The sequence below is a fragment of the Microbacterium sp. GCM10027623 genome (assembly GCF_042666935.1).
Taxonomy (GTDB): Bacteria; Actinomycetota; Actinomycetes; order Actinomycetales; family Microbacteriaceae; genus Microbacterium.
In genome coordinates, this window is record NZ_JBHTHE010000002.1 from 176,748 (window position 1) to 197,552 (window position 20,805).

Below are 20,805 nucleotides of genomic sequence, written 5' to 3' on the forward strand. Positions count from 1 at the left end.
GGCGGGCATAGGCTCGACCCATGGTCACTGTCGCTGAGAACATGGTCCACGCCCTGCGCGCCAATGGGATCGACCGGATCTACGGCATCCCGGGCGATTCTCTGAACGGCTTCACCGACGCGCTCCGCAAGGACGGCGGGATCCGCTGGGTGCACGTGCGGCACGAGGAGTCGGCGGCGTTCGCCGCGGCGGCGGATGCCGCGCTGACCGGCGAGCTCGCCGTGGTCGCCGGGTCCTGCGGGCCGGGCAACCTGCACCTCATCAACGGTCTGTACGACGCGAACCGCTCGCGCGTGCCCGTACTGGCGATCGCCGCGCACATCCCGACCGTCGAGATCGGCACGGGCTACTTCCAGGAGACGCACCCGCAGGAGCTGTTCCGCGAGTCCAGCGTCTACGTCGAGTACGTCGCCGACCCGGTGCAGATGCCGCGCCTGATGGAGATCGCCATGCGGGCGGCCATCGAGAAGCGCGGCGTCGCCGTGCTCGTCATCCCCGGCGACGTCGCGCTCGCCGAGATCGCCGACGACCGCGCCGTCGTCATCCCGCGCACGCGTTCGGTCGTCATCCCCAGCGGTGCGGAGCTCGACCAGGCCGCCACTCTGCTCAACGCCGCGAAGAAGGTGACGATCCTCGCCGGCGCCGGTGTCGAAGGCGCCCACGACGAGGTGATCGCCCTGGCGGACAGGCTCGCCGCACCCGTCGTGCATGCGCTGCGCGGCAAGGAGTTCATCGAGTACGACAACCCGTTCGACGTCGGCATGACAGGTCTGCTGGGCTTCGCCTCCGGCTTCCGTGCCATGGACGACGCCGACGCGGTGCTCATCCTCGGCTCCGACTTCCCGTACACCCAGTTCTATCCCGACGGCGCGACCACCATCCAGGTCGACATCAGGGGCGAACAGCTGGGCAAGCGGCATCCGCTCGACCTCGGCCTGGTCGGGGACGTGCGGGCGACGACGGACGCCCTTCTGCCGCGCCTGAAGGAGAAGACGAACCGCTCCCACCTGGACGACGCCACCGAGCACTACCGCAAGACCCGCGCCAAGCTCGACGACCTGGCGGTGCCGGCGCGCGGCAAGGCGCCGATCCACCCGCAGTACCTCGCGCGGCTCATCGACGAGGCGGCGGCATCCGACGCCATCTTCACGGCGGATGTCGGATCGCCCACGGTGTGGGCGGCGCGGTACTTCACCATGACGGAGAAGCGCCGGCTGATCGGCTCGTTCAACCACGGCTCCATGGCCAATGCCATCATGCACGCGATCGGCGCGCAGGTGGCCCGCCCCGATCAGCAGGTGATCGCGCTCGCCGGCGACGGCGGACTGGCGATGATGCTCGGCGAGCTCATCACGATCACCCAGAACGACCTGCCGGTGAAGACGATCGTCGTGAACAACTCCTCCCTCAACTTCGTGGAGCTGGAGATGAAGGCCGCCGGGTTCGTCACCTACGGCACCGATCTGCACAACCCCGATTTCGCAGCTGTGGCGCAGGCGCTCGGGATCTTCGCGCGCCGGGTGGAGCGCTCGGAGGACCTGCCGGATGCCGTGGCCGAGGTGCTCGCGCACGAGGGCCCCGCGCTGCTGGACGTCGTCACCGAGCGTCAGGAGCTGTCCATGCCGCCGGCGATCACGGCGGAGCAGGTGAAGGGCTTCGCGCTCTACGCCATCCGCACGGTCATGTCCGGGCGCGGCGACGAACTGCTGGACCTGGCCCGCGCGAACTGGCGGCAGCTCTTCTGAGCCCGTCGCAGCCGATGCGACTCACGCGGGAGTCGCATCGGTTCGGCCGGACGGATCGGATGCCGTACACTTGAGGGGCAGTTGTCTGCATCCTTCACCGTGCCCTCACCGGCGCAGGGGAATGCGGACCCAGAGGCCATCCGGTCTCTAGGGCGGTAGCTCAATTGGCAGAGCAGCGGTCTCCAAAACCGCAGGTTGCAGGTTCGATTCCTGTCCGCCCTGCGCGTCAGCACACAGGCTGACTCACGAAAGGTGCTTGCACGATGGATCAGGACGACGTTCGCGGCGATATCGTCGCAGCAGGCTCGTACTCCCTGCGTGACAAGCAGCTCGGCTTCTTCGGTCGCATCGTGCTGTTCCTCCGTCAGGTGATCAGCGAACTGCGCAAGGTCATCACGCCGACCCGCAAGGAGCTCATCAAGTTCACCGTCGTTGTGCTGGTGTTCGTGGTGATCGTGATGGGCCTGGTGTACGGCCTCGACTCGCTCTTCGGCTACGTGAGCCACCTCGTGTTCGGGGTTCCCGGCAGCTGACGCACCCGCGACTGACGGTCGCAGTGAACGGAAAGAACCAACGTGTCTGAACGATATTCCGACGATGCCGACTGGGCGACAGCCGCTGAGCAGTCCAGTGAAGAGGACGAGGCCCAGGAGGGCAACATCCTCGCCGAGCAGGAGAAGTCCTCCTCGTCCGCCGAGCACGTCGCCCTGCATGTCGAGGACGAAGACGGCTCCGACGAAGAGTACGAAGACGACACGAACGACATCGAAATCGAAGACCCGGAGGCGGACGCGATCGTGAACGACGCTCTCAACCTGGACGAAGCGGCTGAATCACAGGCAGCCGCCGAGGTCCTCAACGACGCTGTGGCGGAGGACACCGCCGAGGCGCAGGCCGCCGCAGCGGAAGAAGTCACCCCCTACGACGGTCCCGACGTGAACGGCGACGACGAGACGCCCGTCGGCGACGACGAGACGCCCGCCGAGGACGCCGGCCAGGACCCGACCGAGGAGGACCCGTACGAGGCCTTCCGGATGGACCTGCGGATGCTGCCAGGCAAGTGGTACGTGATCCACTCCTACGCCGGATTCGAGCGCAAGGTGAAGGCCAACATCGAGCAGCGCAAGTCGACGCTCGAGGTCGAGGACGACATCTATCAGGTCGAGGTCCCGATGGAGGACGTCGTCGAGATCAAGAACGGCCAGCGCAAGATGGTCACGCGGGTGCGCATCCCCGGCTACGTGCTCGTGCGCATGGAGCTCAACGAGGACACCTGGTCGGTCGTGCGACACACCCCGGGCGTCACCGGCTTCGTGGGCAACGCCCACAACCCGACCCCGCTGCGCTTCGAAGAGGCCTTCAACATGCTGAAGGCTCTCGTCGAGGTCAAGGACGTCCCGACCGCGAAGTCCATCGCGGCGAAGGGCGGCGTCGCCGTCGCGCGTCCGATGGCCGCGGAGATCGACTTCGAGGTCGGCGAGACCATCACCATCAAGGAGGGCTCGTTCGCGGGTCTTCCCGGCACGATCAGCGAGATCAACGCCGCCGCCGGCAAGCTCACCGTTCTGGTCTCGCTCTTCGAGCGCGAGACCCCGGTCGAGCTGTCGTTCGAACAGGTCACCAAGATGCTCTGAGCATCAGGTCGTCCGAAGCCCCGTCCGGATTCCGGGCGGGGCTTCGTCGTCCGACACGCGCCCGCTCCAGCGCCGCGACCGCGCCCGAGACGCGAGGAGAGGAGCCGGATGCCGGTCATGGGGCCGCATGACCGGCATCCGGCTCCTCGCCGGCACGCCAGTGGATGACGGAGCGGCACGCGGTGCGTCACCCGGGCGAGGCGGTGGGCGCGCGCGGAGCTCGGCTGGGATCGGGTAGACTTACATGGTTTGTGCGCGAGCACGAACGTCACCGCGCCTCGGAGACGCTGAGGAAGCGGGAGAGGGATGCCCCCGGCATCCGCTCGATGAAAGGAAAGAGAATGGCACCCAAGAAGAAGGTGACCGGCCTGATCAAGCTTCAGATCAACGCCGGTGCAGCCAACCCGGCGCCGCCGATCGGCCCTGCGCTCGGTCAGCACGGCGTCAACATCATGGAGTTCTGCAAGGCGTACAACGCCGCGACCGAGTCGCAGCGCGGCAACGTCATCCCCGTCGAGATCACCGTCTACGAGGACCGCAGCTTCACGTTCATCCTGAAGACCCCGCCGGCTGCTGAGCTGATCAAGAAGGCAGCAGGCGTCAGCAAGGGCTCCGCCACTCCGCACACCGTCAAGGTCGCGAAGATCACGGCAGAGCAGGTCCGTCAGATCGCCGAGCAGAAGCAGGCCGACCTGAACGCGAACGACATCGACGCCGCGTCGAAGATCGTCGCCGGAACCGCCCGCTCCATGGGCATCACGGTCGAGGGCTGAGGGAGATAACAATGGCTACCAAGTCCAAGGCATACCAGGCTGCCGTCGCGAAGATCGAGGCAGACCGTTTCTACACTCCCGCCGAGGCCGTCGCCCTCGCGAAGGAGACCGGCTCGACGAAGCTCGACTCGACCGTCGAGGTCGCGCTCAAGCTCGCCGTCGACCCCCGCAAGGCGGACCAGATGGTGCGCGGCACCGTCATGCTCCCGCACGGCACCGGCAAGACCGCCCGCGTCATCGTGTTCGCCAACGGCCCGGCTGCTGAGGCGGCCATCGCCGCAGGCGCCGACGAGGTCGGCAGCGCCGAGCTGATCGAGAAGGTCGCCGGCGGCTGGACCGACTTCGACGCCGCCGTGTCGACCCCTGAGCTCATGGGCCAGGTCGGCCGTCTCGGCAAGGTGCTCGGACCGCGCGGTCTGATGCCGAACCCGAAGACCGGCACCGTGACTCCGAACCCTGCCAAGGCCGTCGAGGAGATCAAGGGCGGAAAGATCGAGTTCCGTGTCGACAAGCACGCCAACGTCCACTTCATCGTGGGCAAGGCCTCGTTCTCGGCCGAGCAGCTGGACGAGAACATCGGCGCGGCGCTCGAGGAGATCGTGCGTCTGAAGCCGTCGAGCGCGAAGGGCCGTTACATCCAGAAGGGTGTCGTCTCGACCACGTTCGGCCCCGGCATCCCGCTGGACGTCCACGTCATCTGAGTCTGAGGCTCATCCGGAGGACCCCCGCACGGCTCGCGTGCGGGGGTCTTCTGCTCGGTGCGGCCGCCCGCCGCAACCCCGCGACACGCGGGGGAGAATCCCATCCTGCGGAGCGTACGGTGGATGGGGGTCCGCGCACCGCAGCATCCCGCACCCACAGGACCGCGCAGTGAACCACCGCGCACTCATATCACCCCAGGAGGGTACCCGCATGTCCCGTCGTCTCATCACCGTCGCCGCATTGGCCATCGCCGCCGCAGCTCTCACCGGATGCGGCGGTGCAACCGCACCGGCGGACGACTCGGCCGACGCGGGGCCCGACTACGGGCTGGTCTCCGACGGCACGCTCACGGTCGCCACGGAGGGCACGTACCGGCCGTTCAGCTTCCATGCCAACGGCGGCACAGGCGATCTCACCGGCTTCGACGTGGAGGTCATCCAGGCCGTCGCCGACGAGCTGGGACTCAAGGTCACCTTCCAGGAGACGCAGTGGGATGCGATCTTCGCCGGTCTCGATGCGGGCCGATTCGACGTCATCGCCAACCAGGTCACGATCAACGACGAGCGCTCGGCGAAGTACCTCTTCAGCGCTCCGTACACGGTCTCGCCCGGTGTGATCGTGGTCGCCGACGATGACGACTCGATCACCTCGTTCGACGATCTGGCGGGCAAGACCACCGCGCAGTCGCTGACCAGCAACTGGAACGATCTCGCTGTCGAGTCCGGCGCCAAGGTCGAGGCCGTCGACGGCTGGGCGCAGGCTGTCGCCCTCCTGCGTCAGGGCCGCGTGGACGCCACGATCAACGACAAGCTCACCTTCCTCGACTACGAGACCACCGACGGCCCCACCGGTCTGAAGATCGCCGCGGAGACCGACGAGGCCGGCGCGCAGGCGTTCGCCTTCACCAAGGACAAGCAGGCGCTCGTCGACGCGGTCGACGGCGCGCTCGAGGAACTGCGGACCGACGGCACTCTCGCGAAGATCAGCGAGAAGTACTTCGGCGCGGACGTCACCGAGTAGGACGCGACGACGATGGATGCCTGGCAGCTCTTCCTGAACTCCCTCGGGCCCATCGCCCTGGGCGGTGTGCTGGGCACCATCCCGCTCGCGCTGGCCTCGTTCGTCGTGGGCCTCGCCATCGCCGTGGGAGTGGCGCTGATGCGGATCTCGACCCGGCGCGTCGTGTCCGGCATCGCGCGGTTCTACGTCTCCGTGATCCGGGGGACGCCGCTGCTCGTGCAGCTGTTCGTGATCTTCTACGGGATGCCGGCGGTCGGAATCGTCATCGATCCCTGGCCGAGCGCGATCGTCGCCCTGTCGTTGAACGTCGGGGGATACGGCGCCGAGGTCGTGCGGGCCGCCATCCTGTCCGTGCCGAAGGGACAGTGGGAGGCGGCCTACACGGTCGGCATGAACCGCACCCGCACGCTCACGCGGATCATCCTGCCGCAGGCCGCCCGGGTATCGGTGCCACCGCTGTCCAACACGTTCATCTCGCTGGTGAAGGACACCTCGCTCACCTCGACGATCCTGGTCACGGAGCTGTTCCGCGTGTCGCAGCAGATCGCGGCATCGTCCTATCAGGTGATGGTGGTGTACCTCACCGCGGCACTGGTGTACTGGGTGATCTGCCTGGTGCTCGCCACGGGGCAGAGCGCCCTGGAGAGGAGGCTGGACAGTCGTGTCTCGAACTGACCCGTCGGACGGGCCGCTGCTGGCGGCGTCGCAGCTGCACAAGAGCTTCGGAGCCAACGAGGTGCTCCGCGGGATCGATCTGACCCTCCACCGCGGCGAGGTCGTCGTGCTCATCGGCCCGAGCGGCTCGGGCAAGACGACGCTGCTGCGCTCGCTGAACGGGCTGGAGACGCCGGACGCCGGGACGATCGCCGTCGACGGCGGGCTCGAGATCGACTTCGCCGGTCGCGTGTCCGCCCAGCAGCGGTTCGCGTTGCGCGACCGTTCGGCGATGGTCTTCCAGCACCACAACCTGTTCCCGCATTTCACCGTGCTCGAGAACGTCATCGAAGGGCCGTGGCGGGTGCAGGGCCGCCCGAAGGCGGAGGCCGTCGCCGCCGCGCGGCAGCTGCTGGAGCGGGTCGGACTCGCAGGGAAGGAAGACGCCCGACCTCACCAGCTCTCCGGTGGTCAGCAGCAGCGCGTCGGCATCGTCCGGGCCCTCGCCCTGCGCCCTGACCTGCTGCTGTTCGACGAGCCGACCAGTGCGCTGGACCCCGAGCTCGTCGGTGAGGTGCTGCTCGTGATCAAGGAGCTCGCCGACGAGGGGTGGAGCATGGTGGTGGCCACGCACGAGCTCGGTTTCGCACGCGAGGCGGCGGATCGGGTGCTGTTCATGGATCACGGCGCGGTCGTGGAGGAGGGGCCGCCCGCGCAGCTCTTCGGCGCTCCCCGGCATCAGCGCACGCAGAAGTTCCTCACGCGCATCCTGCGTCCGCTCGACGGAGCCTGAGTCACCCCACGAGGACCGGCAGGACGAGACCGATCGCGAGTACGATCATGACGACCGCGATACCGGCGTCGAGCACGCGCCATGCCGCCGGCGTGCGCAGCCAGCGGCCGAGGTGCCTGGCGCCGAAGCCCAGACCGGTGAACCACAGGCAGCTGGCGAGCACCGCCCCGGCGGCGAAGATCCAGCGCCCCTCGCCGTGCGTGGACGCGACCGAGCCGAGCATCAGCACCGTGTCGAGGTAGACGTGCGGGTTGAGCCACGTGAGAGCGAGCACCGTGGCGATGACCGGCACGAGTCGCGTCTTCGGGGCGACCCGTGCGATCGTGCCGGTGATCGACGCCGACGCGAGGGCATCCTCGTCGGGCCGGGTGGCCGAGGATGCGCCGACGGGCGGAGTGGTCCCGTCCGCCTGCAGGCCGCTCCCGCTGCGCCAGGCGCGACGCGCCGCCAGCAGCCCGTAGGCGAGCAGGAACAGCGCGCCGGCCCAGCGGGCGGCGATGACCAGCCAGGGTGCCTGTTCGACCAGGAAGCCGAGGCCGGCGACACCCGCGACGATCAGGACGGCGTCCGAGAGAGCGCAGATCACGACGACGGCGAGCACGTGCTCGCGCCGCAGGCCCTGGCGCAGCACGAAGACGTTCTGAGCGCCGATGGCGACGATGAGCGACAGTCCGAGTCCGAGCCCGGCGAGGAAGGTGAGCACATGTTCACGCTAGAGCGGCGGAAGCATGAGCGCCAGCGAAGAGAACTGCAGGTGCATTAGCATCGCTTATGTGAGGATCGATGCCCAGCTCGCCGCCACCGTCGCCGCGGCCGTGGACGAGGGGAGCTTCGATGCGGCCGCCCGCCGGCTGAACGTGACGCCTTCGGCGGTGAGTCAGCGCATCAAGGCCGTCGAGCGGCAGCTGGGACGGGTGGTGGTCGTGCGCTCACGTCCGGTGCGCGCGACCGAGGCCGGCGAGGCGCTCGTCCGCCTGGCGCGACAGGTCGAGCTGCTGGAGCACGATGCGGTCGCCGCGTTCGGCGCCGCCGCCGGAGAGGAGCCGGACCGCCGCATCCGGGTGCCGCTCGCCGTCAACGCCGACTCGATGGCCACCTGGTTCCTCGCTCCCATCGCACGTGTGGCTCGTCAGCATCCGGTCGACGTCGACCTGCACCGGGATGACCAGAACTACACCGCCAGACTTCTGGAGTCGGGCGAGGTGATGGCCGCGGTGACGAGCGAGTCCGCTCCGGTCGGCGGCAGCGTGGTCACTCTGCTCGGCGTGCTCGAGTACCGGGCCATGGCCGCGCCCGAGTACATGACGCGCTGGTTCGCCCCGGGGGTGACGGATGCCGCGCTGCGCGACGCCCCGTTCGTGGACTTCGATCGTCGCGACACGCTGCAGCACGACTGGCTGCGAGCACGGGGCGTGGATCCCTGGTCGGTGCCGCGGCACTACGTGCCCGCCTCCCACGATTTCTCCGAGGCGGTGCGGCTGGGCCTGGGCTGGGGGCTCATTCCGGCTCCCCAGGCCACGGGCGACCTCGTCGAGCTCGGCGGCCCGCCCACGCGTGTGCCGCTGTACTGGCAGCAGTGGAATCTGCGCTCACCGCTGCTGGACGCGATCGCGGAAGAGGTCGCAGCCGAGGCGCGTCGAGTGCTCGCCCCGCTCTGAACGCGGGTCAGTCCGAGAGTGCCAGGGCGCGGAACATGTCGCGCTCGCGCAGCGAGGTGCGTCCAGCGGGGGCGAGCGGCGCGCGGGACGGCGGCTGCTCGCCGGTGGTGCGGTGGTAGAGCTCGTCGATCAGGCGATTGGCCAGGCCGACCAGACGGCCGATCTGCTTCTCGTCGCGGTCGATCCACACGCTCCGGGGTTCGTCATGGATCGGCTGGAAGTCGACATGCTCCTCCCAGACGAACAGTGTCCGTTCGGCCCCGAGCACGTGCTGCTGCCACCAGACCTGACGCAGATAGGTGCGGGGGATCGTGCGCCAGGACTTGTTGGTCGTCTTGATCTCGGCGAGCAGGACGCGTCCGCCGTCGTCGACGCAGACGCCGTCGGGGGTCGCCAGGTGGCGCTTCTCGATCTCGGCGCAGAAGAGGGCCGAGGAGGGCAGGATGCCGTGGGTCGCTGCCACCCATGCCGCGATCTCGGGTTCGCGGCGGCGTCCGTGATCGGTGTAGGCGTTGCCGCCGAAGCGGGGGCCGTGGCCCAGCTTGGCGTCCGCCGCGCGGGCGATCGAGGCTTCGCCGGACAGCCCGGCGACGTCGGTGGCGGTGATCCCTCGGGCGCGGGCACGGAGCCAGGCGACGCGGTCGCTGGAATCCGCGATGATGCGCGCTGCCAGTTCCGGGGTCACCCATCGACCATAACCCCGCCGCCCCGCACCGTCCTCCCGTACACGCCGCTCGCCGTCATCCGCCTCTTCCGTCCCCGCTCCTGCGCCCCCTCTCGTCGATTTGGGAGGCGGCGCGGGATGCCGTAGAGTGGGGGCAACCGAAGACCGCCGGTCATCGTCGTGTGCGAACACGAAGATCGAAGCTCTGCTCAGCAGGGGCCCGCGCAGGTGTCATAGAGATTCTCTCCCGAGAAACATGCTCCGTGCGCTTGCGCCGGAGCTTTTTTGTTGCCGCGGCGGTGGTCGAGGCCGATGTCACGCAGCCGCGTGACATCCGTACACGTAAGGAGTGACCATGGCGCAGAAGGATGCAACGGTTGCCGAGCTCACGAAGTCTTTCGAGAGCTCGAACGCCGTCCTGCTGACCGAGTACCGCGGTCTGACGGTTGCACAGCTCAAGCAGCTGCGCAACGACATCCGTCAGGACGCGGAATACGCCGTGGTGAAGAACACGCTGACCAAGATCGCCGCGAACAACGCGGGGATCACGACGCTGGACGACGACCTCAAGGGTCCGTCGGCCGTCGCGTTCGTGCACGGTGACTTCGTCGCCACTGCCAAGGCTCTGCGTGACTTCGCCAAGGCCAACCCGCTTCTCGTGATCAAGGGCGGTGTCTTCGAGGGCAAGTCCCTCGACGCCGACGAGGTCAACAAGTACGCCTCGCTCGAGAGCCGTGAGGTTCTGCTGGCGAAGGCTGCGGGCATGATGAAGGCGACGATGGGCAAGGCTGCCGCCACCATCGACGCTCTTCGCGAAAAGCTGGAGACCGCCGAGGCCGCGTGAGCGACCGGCGTTCCTCCCCGACAAACCCCATTCATTAGGAGATAAATCATGGCGAAGCTCACCACTGAGGAACTGCTGGAGCAGTTCTCCGGTCTCACCCTTGTCGAGCTCAGCGAGTTCGTGAAGGCGTTCGAGGAGAAGTTCGACGTCACCGCTGCCGCACCCGTCGCCGTCGCCGGCGCTGCCGGTGCCGGCGCTGCCGAGGCCGAGGAGGAGAAGGACTCGTTCGACGTCATCCTCGAGGCTGCTGGCGACAAGAAGATCCAGGTCATCAAGACCGTCCGCGAGCTCACCTCGCTGGGTCTCGGCGAGGCCAAGGCCGTCGTCGACGGTGCTCCGAAGGCCGTCCTCGAGGGCGCCAACAAGGAGGCCGCAGAGAAGGCCAAGGAGGCCCTCGAGGCCGCCGGCGCCACGGTCACCCTCAAGTAATCACGCGTCACTGCGTGCAGAAGGCCTCGGGATCCGTCCCGGGGCCTTCTGTCGTGTCCGGCGTGAATTCCCGCCGCGGGTACAGGTGGTCGGACGTCCTCGGATGCTGATCCGCCGCACGCACGCTCTAGCCCCGCGGCACCGCCGTCGAGGCGCGCATGATGAGCTCCGACGGCAGCACCCGCCGCACGGGCTCGGCATCCGGGTCCGCCATCCGCGCCATCAGCAGCTGCACAGCGGACACGCCCTGGGCGCGCGGCTGCTGTCTGACCGTGGTCAGGGTGAACATCTCCGCCTGTTCGTGGTCGTCGATGCCCACGATGCTGAGCTCCGACGGCACGGACAGTCCCAGCCTGCGGGCCGCGACGACGCCACCGATCGCGGCCTCATCGCACACGGCGACGAACGCGGTCGGACGGTTCTGCCGGTCACCCAGCATCCGCACCGCCGCCTGATATCCGCCCGGGATGGTCGCGCTGCCGTCGGCGTGACGGATGTGCGCGTCGAGACCGGCGCTCGCCATCGCCGCACGATACCCCGCGAGACGCAGGCCGTCGCCGAAGGCGTGCGTGGCGGCATCCTCGCGTCCGCCGAGGAAGGCGATGTCACGGTGGCCGAGGTCGATCAGATGCTCGGTCGCGATGCGGGCGGCACCCTCGTCGTCGATCGAGACGGCGCTGACGCCCTGGCTGTAGGCGCCCACGCACACCAACGGCGAACCGACGCGCACCAGGCGCTCCAGCTCGTCGGCGCGTGGCTGGATGCCGACGCCGATGATGCCGTCCAGGCGGCGGGCGGGGAGCACCTCTTCGAAGAGCCTGTCGCGCTCGGCCGATTCCTCCCGCACGCCGTAGAGGACCAGATCGTGGCCGGATGCCAGCAGGCCCTCCTGGACGCCGCTGAGCAGCTCCGCGAAGTACCAGCGGTGCAGGGAGGGCATGATCACGCCGACCGACAGGGATCGGCCGGTGGCCAGGCTCATCGCCGAGGAATGCGCGACGTACGACAGCTCCGCAGCCGCCGCGCGCACGCGCTTCCTGGTGTCCTCCGCGACATAGCCGCCGCCGCTGAGGGCGCGGCTGGCCGTGGCCTTGGAGACGCCGGCGCGCGCGGCGACATCGGCGATCGTGCTCATCATTCCTCCGGTCGGGCAATCGAAAGCGTATCGGGATCGCAAGTCGAAGGGAACCGGTTCCAGACGATACGATCTGGGAGCGCTCCCACAAATCGCATCACGTCTCCACAACGGTTGTGAAGATGTGGCTGCGTGGCGTTGTGTGGCGGCGCCCGGGGCAAGTAGGTTGTCCTGGAATCGGTTCCTCACCGACGGCGGATATCGCGGTCCGGCGAGGAGCCGGGATCCACCCGAAGAGGAGAAAACACATGGCTCTGTCACAGCGATACCGCCTGCTCGCTCCCCTCGCCCTGGTCAGTGCGGCTGCGATCGCCCTGACCGGTTGCGCGGAGGCGGCACCCGGCGGCGGGGACGGCGGTTCCGAAGGGAAGGCGACCGTCCGCATCTCCGGCGGCATCACCGGCATCGAGGCCGATGACCTCAACAAGTCGTTCGACGCCTTCGAGAAGGACACCGGCATCAAGGTCGAGTACACGGGCGACAAGGCTTTCGAGGGCAACATCGTCACCAAGGTGACCGGTGGCGACGCCCCCGACATCGCGATCGTTCCCCAGCCGGGTCTGCTGAAGACGCTCGTCGAGACCGGCAAGGTCCAGGCCGCACCGGACGGCGTGTCCAAGGCCGTCGACGAGAACTGGTCCGCCGACTGGAAGAAGTACGGCACCTTCGACGACACCTTCTACGCGGCTCCGATGCTGGCGAACCTGAAGGGCTACGTCTGGTACTCGCCCGCGAGCTTCAAGGAGTGGGGCGTCGAGGCTCCCCAGACCTGGGACGAGATGATGACGCTCACCGAGACCATCCGCGAGAAGACCGGTCAGGCGCCGTGGTGCGCCGGATTCTCGTCGGAGGCCGCGTCGGGCTGGCCCGGCACCGACTGGATCGAGGACCTGGTCCTGCGTCAGTCCGGCCCTGAGGTCTACGACAAGTGGATCGACGGCGACGTGAAGTTCACCGACCCCGAGATCAAGAAGGCCTTCGATGCCGTCGGATCGATCCTGCTCAACCCGGACTACGTCAACGCCGGCTTCGGCGATGTGAAGAGCATCAACTCGACCGCGTTCGGCGACGTCGCGGCCAAGGTCGCCGACGGCAGCTGCGCGCTGACGCACCAGGCGTCCTTCCTCTCGGCGAACTTCCTGGATGTGAAGAACGCCGACGGCGAGACCCCTGAGGTCGGCCCCGACGGTGACGTGTACGCGTTCCTCATGCCGGGCGAGACCGCGGGCGAGCTCCAGGTCGAGGGCGGCGGAGAGTTCGTCGCCGGCTTCAACGACGACCCGTCCACCGTGAAGGTTCTCGAGTTCATGGCATCTCCGGAGTTCGCAGATGCCCGCGTCGAACTCGGCGGCGTGCTCTCGGCCAACAAGAAGGCGGACTCGAGCCTCGCTTCCAGCGAGTTCCTCAAGGAGGCCATGGACATCATGCAGGATGACTCCACGACCTTCCGCTTCGACGCATCCGACCTGATGCCGTCGACGGTGGGCTCCGGGTCGTTCTGGAAGGGCATGGTCGACTGGATCGACGGCAAGCCCACCGATGAGGTGCTGAGCAACATTCAGGCCGGTTACGAGAACTGACCGGCAGCGCTAGTCTGAGCGCTACCTGCTGACAGGTGCGGGGTCGGGCCACGGCTCGACCCCGCACCCGCATCACCTCCCGGGCCGTGGACGCGACGGCCCAGCTGCACCGGGTGTGACCGGTGCCGTACCCAGAAGGGGAACCCATGTCGCAAGTGATCGTCGAGGATACCGAGACGACTGAACTGCCGCGGACCACGCACGGCTCCGACCCGAAGGGGCGCGCGCTCACGCGTATCCTCGTCGTCGCGGGGTTCGTGCTCATCGCGGCCCTGCTCTTCCTGTTGATCTTCTCCGCTCCCGTGGAGGATCCGGCCCGCATCGCACTGGGCCCCCTCTCGCTGAACACGTTCTTCATGTGGCTCGGCAACATGCATCCGCTGCTGCAGATCCCCGTCGTACTGGTGGCCTTCGGCCTCGTCGTCACGATCGTGCTGGTGCTCATCGAGTTCGCTCCCCGCCCGGGCAAGGGCTATTTCTACATGCGGCTGGTCGCCTGCCTGGTGATCCCCGTGCTCGCCTTCATGCTGCTGCGCCCGTACTCCAATGCCGTGCTGTACGTGGTGGGCATCGCGCTGCTCTCCGGCGCACTGCTGTTCTTCGCCGACTACCGCTCCCGACAGGGCGCCGGCTACCTGTTCCAGCTGATCCTGTTCATGGCGCCCGCCGCGATCATGCTGCTGCTCGGGCTGATCTACCCGGCCATCGCGACCTTCGCGAAATCGTTCTTCGACAAGACCGGCACCGACTTCGTCGGTCTGGAGAACTACATCTGGGTCTTCACGAACCCGGTCGGCTCGTCATCCGTCATCAACACCCTCATCTGGGCGCTGCTGGCGCCGACGATCTCGGTGGCGTTCGGTCTCGCCTACGCCGTCTTCATCGACAAGGCGCGCGGCGAGAAGGTGCTGAAGGTTCTCGTCTTCATGCCCGTCGCGATCTCGTTCGTAGGTGCCGGCATCATCTGGAAGTTCATGTACGACTACCGCCAGGGCGACCAGCTCGGTCTGCTGAACGCCCTCGTGACCATGTTCGGGGGTGACCCGGTCAACTGGCTCGCGGTCAAGCCGCTCATCAACACCTTCATGCTGCTGATCGTCTTCATCTGGACCCAGACCGGTTTCGCGATGGTGATCCTCTCGGCCGCGATCAAGGCCGTCCCGGTCGAGCAGATCGAGGCCGCCGAGCTGGACGGCACGAACGCCTGGCAGCGCTTCACCAACGTGACCGTTCCCGGGATCCGTTCGTCGCTGATCGTGGTCCTCACGACCATCACGATCATGTCGCTGAAGGTCTATGACATCGTCGCCGTGATGACCGGCGGACGCGACGACACCAGCGTGCTGGGCTTCGAGATGGTCAACCAGCAGCAGCGCTTCCAGAGCTACGGGCACTCGTCGGCGCTCGCCGTCGTGCTGTTCATCTTCGTGCTGCCGCTGATCATCTACAACGCCCGATCGATGACCAAGCAGAGGGAGATCCGCTGATGACCGCCACCGAAGCCGTCGTGAGGGATACCCGGACCAAGGCCCAGGTCGCCCGCGACACCCGCCGTACCGAGGCGATCGCCCACAAGAAGCTCACCTCCAAGGGGGCGACGATCGCCGCAGTGATCATCGCGTTCTTCTGGACGATTCCCACCTTCGGGCTGTTCGTCACCTCGTTCCGCCCCGGCGCCGACACGCAGTCGACCGGATGGTGGACCGCCTTCACCGACCCGGAGTTCACGCTCGACAACTACGTGGAGGCGCTGAACGCAGGCGGCACGTCCACCACGCTGGCCGTGGCGTTCGTGAACTCCCTGGCGATCACGATCCCCGCCACCGTGTTCCCGATCGTGATCGCATCGCTCGCCGCGTACGCGTTCGCCTGGATCGACTTCAAGGGTCGCAACCTGCTGTTCGTGTTCGTGTTCGCGCTGCAGATCGTCCCGCTGCAGATGGCTCTGGTGCCGCTGCTGAGCCTGTTCTCCAGCGGACTGACGATCGGCGACGTGACGGTCTTCCCTGGCTTCACGCTGAACGATCTGGAATTCAGCTTCGCCCGCGTGTGGATCGCGCACGCGATCTTCGCCCTGCCGCTGGCGACGTTCATGCTGCACAACTTCATCTCCGAGATCCCCGGCGACATCGTCGAAGCCGCTCGGGTGGACGGCGCCGGCCACGGCCAGGTGTTCTTCCGCATCATCCTGCCGCTGGCGATGCCGGCGATCGCGTCGTTCGGCATCTTCCAGTTCCTGTGGGTCTGGAACGATCTGCTGGTCGCGACGATCTTCGCCTCGCCCGGTGCGCTGCCGATCACCCAGGCCCTCAACTCCCTGTCGGGCACGTGGGGCAACAGGTGGTTCCTGCAGTCGGCGGGAACGTTCATCTCGATCATCGTCCCGCTGATCGTGTTCTTCGCGCTGCAGCGCTTCTTCGTCCGCGGCCTGCTCGCCGGCGCGACGAAGGGCTGACGTTTCGACAGGCTCAGCGACCCAGGGTGGTCCCTGAGCCTGTCGAAGGGCCGGATGCTGAAACACTCTCCGCATCCGCCATCCGCACATCTAGCCTGAGACCCATGCGCTACGCGGAGAACATCGTCGACCTGATCGGCGACACCCCCCTGGTCAGGCTCAGCACGGTGACCGACGGCATCGCCTGCACCGTGCTGGTCAAGCTCGAATACCTGAACCCCGGCGGCTCCGCCAAGGACCGCATCGCGACCCGCATCATCGACGCGGCGGAGGCATCCGGGGCCCTGAAACCGGGCGGCACCATCGTCGAGCCCACCAGCGGCAACACCGGGGTCGGCCTGGCACTGGTCGCGCAGCAGCGCGGCTATCGGTGCGTGTTCGTCGTGCCCGACAAGGTCGGCGACGACAAGATCGACGTGCTGCGCGCCTACGGCGCCGAGGTGGTCGTGACGCCGACTTCCGTCCCCGCAGACAGTCCCGAGTCGTATTACAGCGTCAGCGACCGGCTCGCCCGTGAGATCCCCGGAGCCTTCAAGCCGAACCAGTACGAGAACCCGAACGGTCCGCGCAGCCACTACGAGACCACGGGCCCGGAGATCTGGCGCGACACCGACGGCCGTCTCACCCACTTCGTCGCGGGTGTCGGCACCGGCGGGACCATCACCGGCACCGGCCGCTTCCTGCGTGAGGCGTCGGAAGACCGGGTGCGCGTGATCGGCGTGGACCCCGAGGGCAGCGTCTACAGCGGCGGCACCGGTCGCCCCTACCTGGTGGAGGGCGTGGGGGAGGACATCTGGCCGGGTGCGTACGACCCGCAGGTGCCGCATGAGATCATCGCGGTGACGGATGCCGAGGCCTTCGCGATGACGCGGCGACTGGCACGCGAGGAGGGCATCCTCGTCGGCGGCTCCAGCGGCATGGCGGTGGTGGGAGCACTGCGCGCCGCCCGGCACCTGCCCGCGGATGCCGTGATGGTGGTGCTGCTGCCCGACGGCGGGCGCGGCTACCTGGGCAAGATCTTCAACGACTCGTGGATGCGCTCCTACGGTTTCAGCGACGTCGAGGCGGAGGAGACCGTGGCCGACGTGCTCGCCGCTCGCGACACGATCATCAGGCAGAAGCAGCAGACCGGTCGTGCGATCCCCGCGCTGGTGCACACGCACCCCGATGAGACGGTGCTGGAGGCGATCGGCATCATGGCCGAGTATGCGGTCTCGCAGCTGGTGGTGCTCAGCGTGGAGCCGCCGGTGATGATGGGCGAGGTGACCGGTGCGGTCGATGAGAAGGGGCTGCTCGACTTGCTGTTCCGCGGGGACGCGAAGCCCACGGATCCCGTCGGCGCGCACGTGGGGGAGCGGCTGCCGCTCATCGGCATCCACGACTCCGTCGCCCAGGCTCGCGCCGCGCTCGCCGGGGCCGACGCCCTGCTGGTCACGATGGACGGCCGACCGCACACGGTGCTCACCCGGCAGGATCTGATCGGCTATCTCGCCCACTGAGCCCACGGTGCGCAAGGGTCTCGCGACGTAACAGGATGCCGGATGCCGGCCCCGCTCGGCGTAGCGTGGACGGACCGCCGCACCATCCGCCGACCTTCGAGGAGTGTCATGACCGACCACGCCTTCGCCACCCGTGCCATCCACGCCGGCCAGGATGCCGATCCGACGACGGGAGCGATCATCCCGCCGATCTACCAGTCCTCCACGCACGTGCAGGACGGCATCGGCGGCTTCCGCGGCGGGTACGAGTACAACCGCGCCGGCAATCCGACCCGCTCATCGCTGGAGACCCAGCTCGCCGCACTGGAGGGCGGTGCGTCGGCGCTGTCGTTCTCGTCGGGCCTCGCCGCCGAGGACGCTCTGCTGCGCGGCATCCTGCGCCCGGGCGACCACGTGCTGCTGGGCAACGACGTGTACGGCGGCACGTACCGTCTGCTGACGAAGGTGCTGGCGCCGTGGGGGATCGAGACGACCACCGTCGAACTGCAGGATCCGGATGCCGTTCGTCAGGCGCTCCGGCCGCAGACGAAGGTGATCTGGCTGGAGACGCCCAGCAACCCGCTGCTGAAGATCGTCGACATCGCCGGGGTCGCCGAGATCGCTCACGCGGCCGGCGCCGTGCTCGTCGTGGACAACACGTTCGCGTCTCCTGCGCTGCAGCAGCCGCTGGCTCTGGGAGCGGATGTCGTCGTGCACTCCACGACGAAGTACCTCGGCGGCCACTCCGATGTGCTCGGCGGCGCGGTGGTGCTGGCGGACGACCGCTTCGCGGAGGCGGTGGGCTTTCAGCAGTTCGCGGTCGGAGCGGTCTCTGCCCCGCTGGACGCGTGGCTCACCACCCGCGGCATCAAGACCCTCTCCGTCCGTGTGCGTCAGCACAGCGAGAACGCCCAGGCCATCGCCGAATGGGCGGCGTCGCGCGCCGAGTTCTCCACGGTGTACTACCCGGGTCTGCCCGCGCATCCGGGACATGAGATCGCCGCGCGGCAGATGAGCGGGTTCGGCGGGATGCTGTCGCTCGGCCTCGCCGACGGCGCCGCGGCCGCCCGTGCGCTGGCCGAATCGACCTCGCTGTTCCAGCTGGCCGAATCGCTGGGCGGCGTGGAGTCGCTGATCGGCTATCCGCCGGAGATGACGCACGCGTCCGTGCGCGGCACGGCCCTCGCCGTGCCGGATAACGTGGTGCGCCTGTCGGTGGGCATCGAGGACGTCTCGGATCTGATCGCCGATCTGGAGGAAGGTCTCGCGCGCGTCGCCGCGTCGTAGGTCCGGGGGCTGCCGCAATCGACCCCGTTTCGCGAGAAACCACTTCCGTCAAGAGAAACCACGGGCGCACGTGCGTCTCATGCGGAATGTGGTTTCTCGGCGGACGAGAGCGATCGTCGGGGTCGAGTAGCATGGAAGACTTCTCCTGCGTCGAATCGTTTCGGCGCGGTATCCGCTCTTCTCTCGAAAGCCCTCAGTGAGCGACGAACGCACTCCCACCGGCAGCATCCGCGCCATCACCGGAACCATCCGCACCTCCACCCCGACCGGAGCCATCCGCACCCTGGGCGCGGACCCGGCCACGGCCCCGATCGTCCTCCACCCCGGCGATGCGATCTCCCACGCACGCCGGGTGCTGTACATCATCGTGCTGGGCGCCCTCACCGCCCTCGGCCCGTTCACGATCGACCTGTACCTGCCTGCCTTTCCGCAGCTCGAAGAGGACTTCGCGACGTCGGCGGCCATGATCCAGCTGACGCTGACCGGCACGATGATCGGGTTCGCCCTCGGTCAGCTCGTCGTCGGGCCGCTCAGCGACAAGATCGGCCGGCGTGTGCCGCTGATCGCCGTCACCGCGCTGCACGTGCTGGCCAGCATCGCCGCCGCCCTCGCACCCGACCTGATCCTGCTCGGCGTCGCGCGCGTGGTCATGGGGATCGGGGCCGCAGCGGGCGGTGTCGTGGCCATGGCGATCGTGCGCGACCTGTTCGGCGGCAGGCGCCTGGTCGGCATGCTGTCCCGCCTGGCGCTGGTCTCGGGCGTGGCACCGGTGGTCGCTCCGATCGCCGGCTCCGCGCTGCTTGCGGTCATGCCCTGGCGGGGCATCTTCGTCGTGCTCGCCGCGTACGGACTGGTCATGCTCATCGCGGCATCCACGCTGATCCCCGAGACGCTGCCGAAGGCGCGACGGCAGGAGCCGGGATCGAGCACCGTGCTGCAGCGGTACCGCAGCGTGTTCTCCGACCGGGTCTTCGTCGGCGTGCTGGTGATCGGCGGCATGACGTTCTCGGGATTGTTCTCCTATCTGTCGGCGTCGCCGTTCCTCTTCCAGCAGACGCACGGCCTGAACCCCCAGCAATACGGACTGCTGTTCGCAGCGAACTCCCTCGGCGTGGTGGGCGGCGTGCAGGCCGCCTCGCGTCTTGCCGCGCGCTTCGGACCGCAGTGGGTGATGGCGTTCTCCACCGGGATGCTGCTGATCTCCGGTGCGACCATCATCGTCTGCGACCAGGTCGGCGCGGGCTTCTGGGGCACCGTCATCCCGCTGTGGCTGTTCATGACCGCGTGCGGATTCACGTTCCCCTGCGTGCAGGTGCTGGCGCTCGATCGGCACGGCAAGGCGGCCGGCACGGCGGCATCCGTTCTCGGCGCCTGCAACAACGGCATCGCGGCGGTGATCTCGCCCGCGGTGGGTCTGATCTCGGCCGGTTCGGGGATCACCGCGACGACCATGGCGATCGTGATGGTCGGGTGCGCGGTGATCGCGATCCTCGCGCTGTGGCTGATCGTGCGCCCGCGCACGGTCGCGATGCTCGCACCCTGATGCTTCGGACGCGCGGTCGGCCGGCGGAGCGCGTCAGCCCATCAAGGTGAGCAGCACGTGGGACGGCTCCAGAGCCTCGAGCTCGTGGGGTTCCGATGCGGTGACCTGGATCGTCCCGCCGGCGCTGAGGTCGTACTCGACTCCGGCGACGCGGAACAGGATGCGTCCGGAGACCACGGTCACCAGGATCGGCACAGGAGCCCGGTGCTCGCGCAGCACCGTGCCGGCGTCCATGACCAGGGTGCGGATCTTGAAGCCGTCTCCGTCGAGGGTGCGATGGGGACGCACACGGCCCTCCTCGACCGGATGCGCGGCGACGAGGTCTGCGGCCGAGGCCGCGAGCAGCAGGTGAGAGGTGGCGAAGCTCATGATCCGAGCGTATCCCCGGCCGGGTGCGCCGCGGACGGATCG

21 protein-coding genes and 1 tRNA gene are annotated in these 20,805 nt (G+C 68.1%); 18 read left to right on the top strand and 4 right to left on the bottom strand.

Annotation, left to right across the window (positions count from 1 at the left end):
* Positions 1-20 precede the first annotated feature (20 nt).
* The 9 genes from poxB to ACFQY2_RS08185 all read left to right on the top strand — a co-directional run bounded on the left by poxB (position 21) and on the right by ACFQY2_RS08185 (position 7,321).
* Positions 21-1,745, top strand: coding sequence for a ubiquinone-dependent pyruvate dehydrogenase (gene poxB, locus ACFQY2_RS08145; protein WP_378745237.1), 1,725 nt, complete (start codon positions 21-23; stop codon positions 1,743-1,745).
* Positions 1,746-1,894: 149 nt separating this feature from the next.
* Positions 1,895-1,967, top strand: a tRNA-Trp gene (locus ACFQY2_RS08150).
* 41 nt (positions 1,968-2,008) lie between these two features.
* Positions 2,009-2,278: a preprotein translocase subunit SecE gene (secE, locus tag ACFQY2_RS08155; RefSeq protein WP_378745238.1), complete on the top strand. Its 270-nt coding sequence runs from the start codon at positions 2,009-2,011 to the stop codon at positions 2,276-2,278.
* A 42-nt stretch (positions 2,279-2,320) separates the two neighbouring features.
* Positions 2,321-3,379, top strand: coding sequence for a transcription termination/antitermination protein NusG (gene nusG / locus ACFQY2_RS08160; RefSeq protein WP_378745239.1), 1,059 nt, complete (start codon positions 2,321-2,323; stop codon positions 3,377-3,379).
* A gap of 341 nt (positions 3,380-3,720) precedes the next feature.
* The gene (rplK, locus tag ACFQY2_RS08165; RefSeq protein ID WP_378745240.1) at positions 3,721-4,152 is read left to right on the top strand and encodes a 50S ribosomal protein L11; all 432 of its coding nucleotides are present in this window, start codon (positions 3,721-3,723) and stop codon (positions 4,150-4,152) included.
* 11 nt (positions 4,153-4,163) lie between these two features.
* Entirely contained in the window at positions 4,164-4,853 is a 690-nt protein-coding gene (gene rplA / locus ACFQY2_RS08170; protein WP_378745242.1) for a 50S ribosomal protein L1, read from the top strand.
* 211 nt (positions 4,854-5,064) lie between these two features.
* Complete coding sequence (locus ACFQY2_RS08175) at positions 5,065-5,874, top strand: amino acid ABC transporter substrate-binding protein (protein ID WP_378745243.1); 810 nt, start codon at positions 5,065-5,067, stop codon at positions 5,872-5,874.
* Positions 5,875-5,886: 12 nt separating this feature from the next.
* On the top strand, positions 5,887-6,549 hold the full coding sequence (locus ACFQY2_RS08180) for an amino acid ABC transporter permease (protein ID WP_378745244.1): 663 nt from the start codon (positions 5,887-5,889) through the stop codon (positions 6,547-6,549).
* On the top strand, positions 6,536-7,321 hold the full coding sequence (locus tag ACFQY2_RS08185; protein WP_378745245.1) for an amino acid ABC transporter ATP-binding protein: 786 nt from the start codon (positions 6,536-6,538) through the stop codon (positions 7,319-7,321). Before ACFQY2_RS08180 ends, ACFQY2_RS08185 begins: the two co-directional genes overlap by 14 nt.
* 1 nt (position 7,322) lies before the next feature.
* Here ACFQY2_RS08185 and ACFQY2_RS08190 read toward each other — a convergent pair whose 3' ends face one another.
* Positions 7,323-8,024 (bottom strand): LysE/ArgO family amino acid transporter, encoded by a 702-nt coding sequence (locus tag ACFQY2_RS08190; protein ID WP_378745246.1) that lies wholly within the window; start codon positions 8,022-8,024, stop codon positions 7,323-7,325.
* 70 nt (positions 8,025-8,094) lie between these two features.
* On the opposite strand from ACFQY2_RS08190, the gene ACFQY2_RS08195 reads away from it, so the two are divergent.
* Positions 8,095-8,979: a LysR family transcriptional regulator ArgP gene (locus ACFQY2_RS08195; RefSeq protein WP_378745247.1), complete on the top strand. Its 885-nt coding sequence runs from the start codon at positions 8,095-8,097 to the stop codon at positions 8,977-8,979.
* A 7-nt stretch (positions 8,980-8,986) separates the two neighbouring features.
* Here ACFQY2_RS08195 and ACFQY2_RS08200 read toward each other — a convergent pair whose 3' ends face one another.
* Positions 8,987-9,664, bottom strand: a complete 678-nt coding sequence (locus ACFQY2_RS08200; RefSeq protein WP_378745249.1) for a YqaJ viral recombinase family protein — start codon at positions 9,662-9,664, stop codon at positions 8,987-8,989.
* A 334-nt stretch (positions 9,665-9,998) separates the two neighbouring features.
* Here ACFQY2_RS08200 and rplJ point away from each other — a divergent pair, with 334 nt between their 5' ends.
* Together rplJ and rplL are read left to right on the top strand one after the other, a co-directional pair.
* Entirely contained in the window at positions 9,999-10,487 is a 489-nt protein-coding gene (gene rplJ, locus ACFQY2_RS08205) for a 50S ribosomal protein L10 (RefSeq protein ID WP_378745250.1), read from the top strand.
* A gap of 48 nt (positions 10,488-10,535) precedes the next feature.
* Entirely contained in the window at positions 10,536-10,916 is a 381-nt protein-coding gene (gene rplL, locus ACFQY2_RS08210; protein WP_378745251.1) for a 50S ribosomal protein L7/L12, read from the top strand.
* A 127-nt stretch (positions 10,917-11,043) separates the two neighbouring features.
* Here rplL and ACFQY2_RS08215 read toward each other — a convergent pair whose 3' ends face one another.
* Positions 11,044-12,051, bottom strand: a complete 1,008-nt coding sequence (locus ACFQY2_RS08215; RefSeq protein ID WP_378745252.1) for a LacI family DNA-binding transcriptional regulator — start codon at positions 12,049-12,051, stop codon at positions 11,044-11,046.
* A 248-nt stretch (positions 12,052-12,299) separates the two neighbouring features.
* Between ACFQY2_RS08215 and ACFQY2_RS08220 the strand changes: the two genes are divergently transcribed.
* The 6 genes from ACFQY2_RS08220 (at position 12,300) to ACFQY2_RS08245 (ending at position 20,394) form a co-directional block, all read left to right on the top strand.
* A complete protein-coding gene (locus tag ACFQY2_RS08220; RefSeq protein WP_378745254.1) occupies positions 12,300-13,631 on the top strand; it encodes an ABC transporter substrate-binding protein in 1,332 nt (443 codons plus the stop codon).
* Between the two features lie 146 nt (positions 13,632-13,777).
* Complete coding sequence (locus ACFQY2_RS08225; protein WP_378745255.1) at positions 13,778-15,118, top strand: carbohydrate ABC transporter permease; 1,341 nt, start codon at positions 13,778-13,780, stop codon at positions 15,116-15,118.
* On the top strand, positions 15,118-16,086 hold the full coding sequence (locus tag ACFQY2_RS08230; RefSeq protein ID WP_378745256.1) for a carbohydrate ABC transporter permease: 969 nt from the start codon (positions 15,118-15,120) through the stop codon (positions 16,084-16,086). The genes ACFQY2_RS08225 and ACFQY2_RS08230 overlap by 1 nt, the downstream gene beginning before the upstream one ends.
* A 104-nt stretch (positions 16,087-16,190) precedes the next feature.
* The gene (locus tag ACFQY2_RS08235; RefSeq protein ID WP_378745258.1) at positions 16,191-17,585 is read left to right on the top strand and encodes a cystathionine beta-synthase; all 1,395 of its coding nucleotides are present in this window, start codon (positions 16,191-16,193) and stop codon (positions 17,583-17,585) included.
* A gap of 108 nt (positions 17,586-17,693) precedes the next feature.
* A complete protein-coding gene (locus ACFQY2_RS08240; RefSeq protein ID WP_378745259.1) occupies positions 17,694-18,851 on the top strand; it encodes a cystathionine gamma-synthase in 1,158 nt (385 codons plus the stop codon).
* 226 nt (positions 18,852-19,077) lie between these two features.
* On the top strand, positions 19,078-20,394 hold the full coding sequence (locus tag ACFQY2_RS08245; protein WP_378746142.1) for a multidrug effflux MFS transporter: 1,317 nt from the start codon (positions 19,078-19,080) through the stop codon (positions 20,392-20,394).
* Positions 20,395-20,427: 33 nt separating this feature from the next.
* Here the strand turns inward: ACFQY2_RS08245 and ACFQY2_RS08250 are convergent, their stop codons facing one another.
* A complete protein-coding gene (locus ACFQY2_RS08250) occupies positions 20,428-20,763 on the bottom strand; it encodes a cupin domain-containing protein (protein ID WP_378745260.1) in 336 nt (111 codons plus the stop codon).
* Positions 20,764-20,805: the final 42 nt, after the last annotated feature.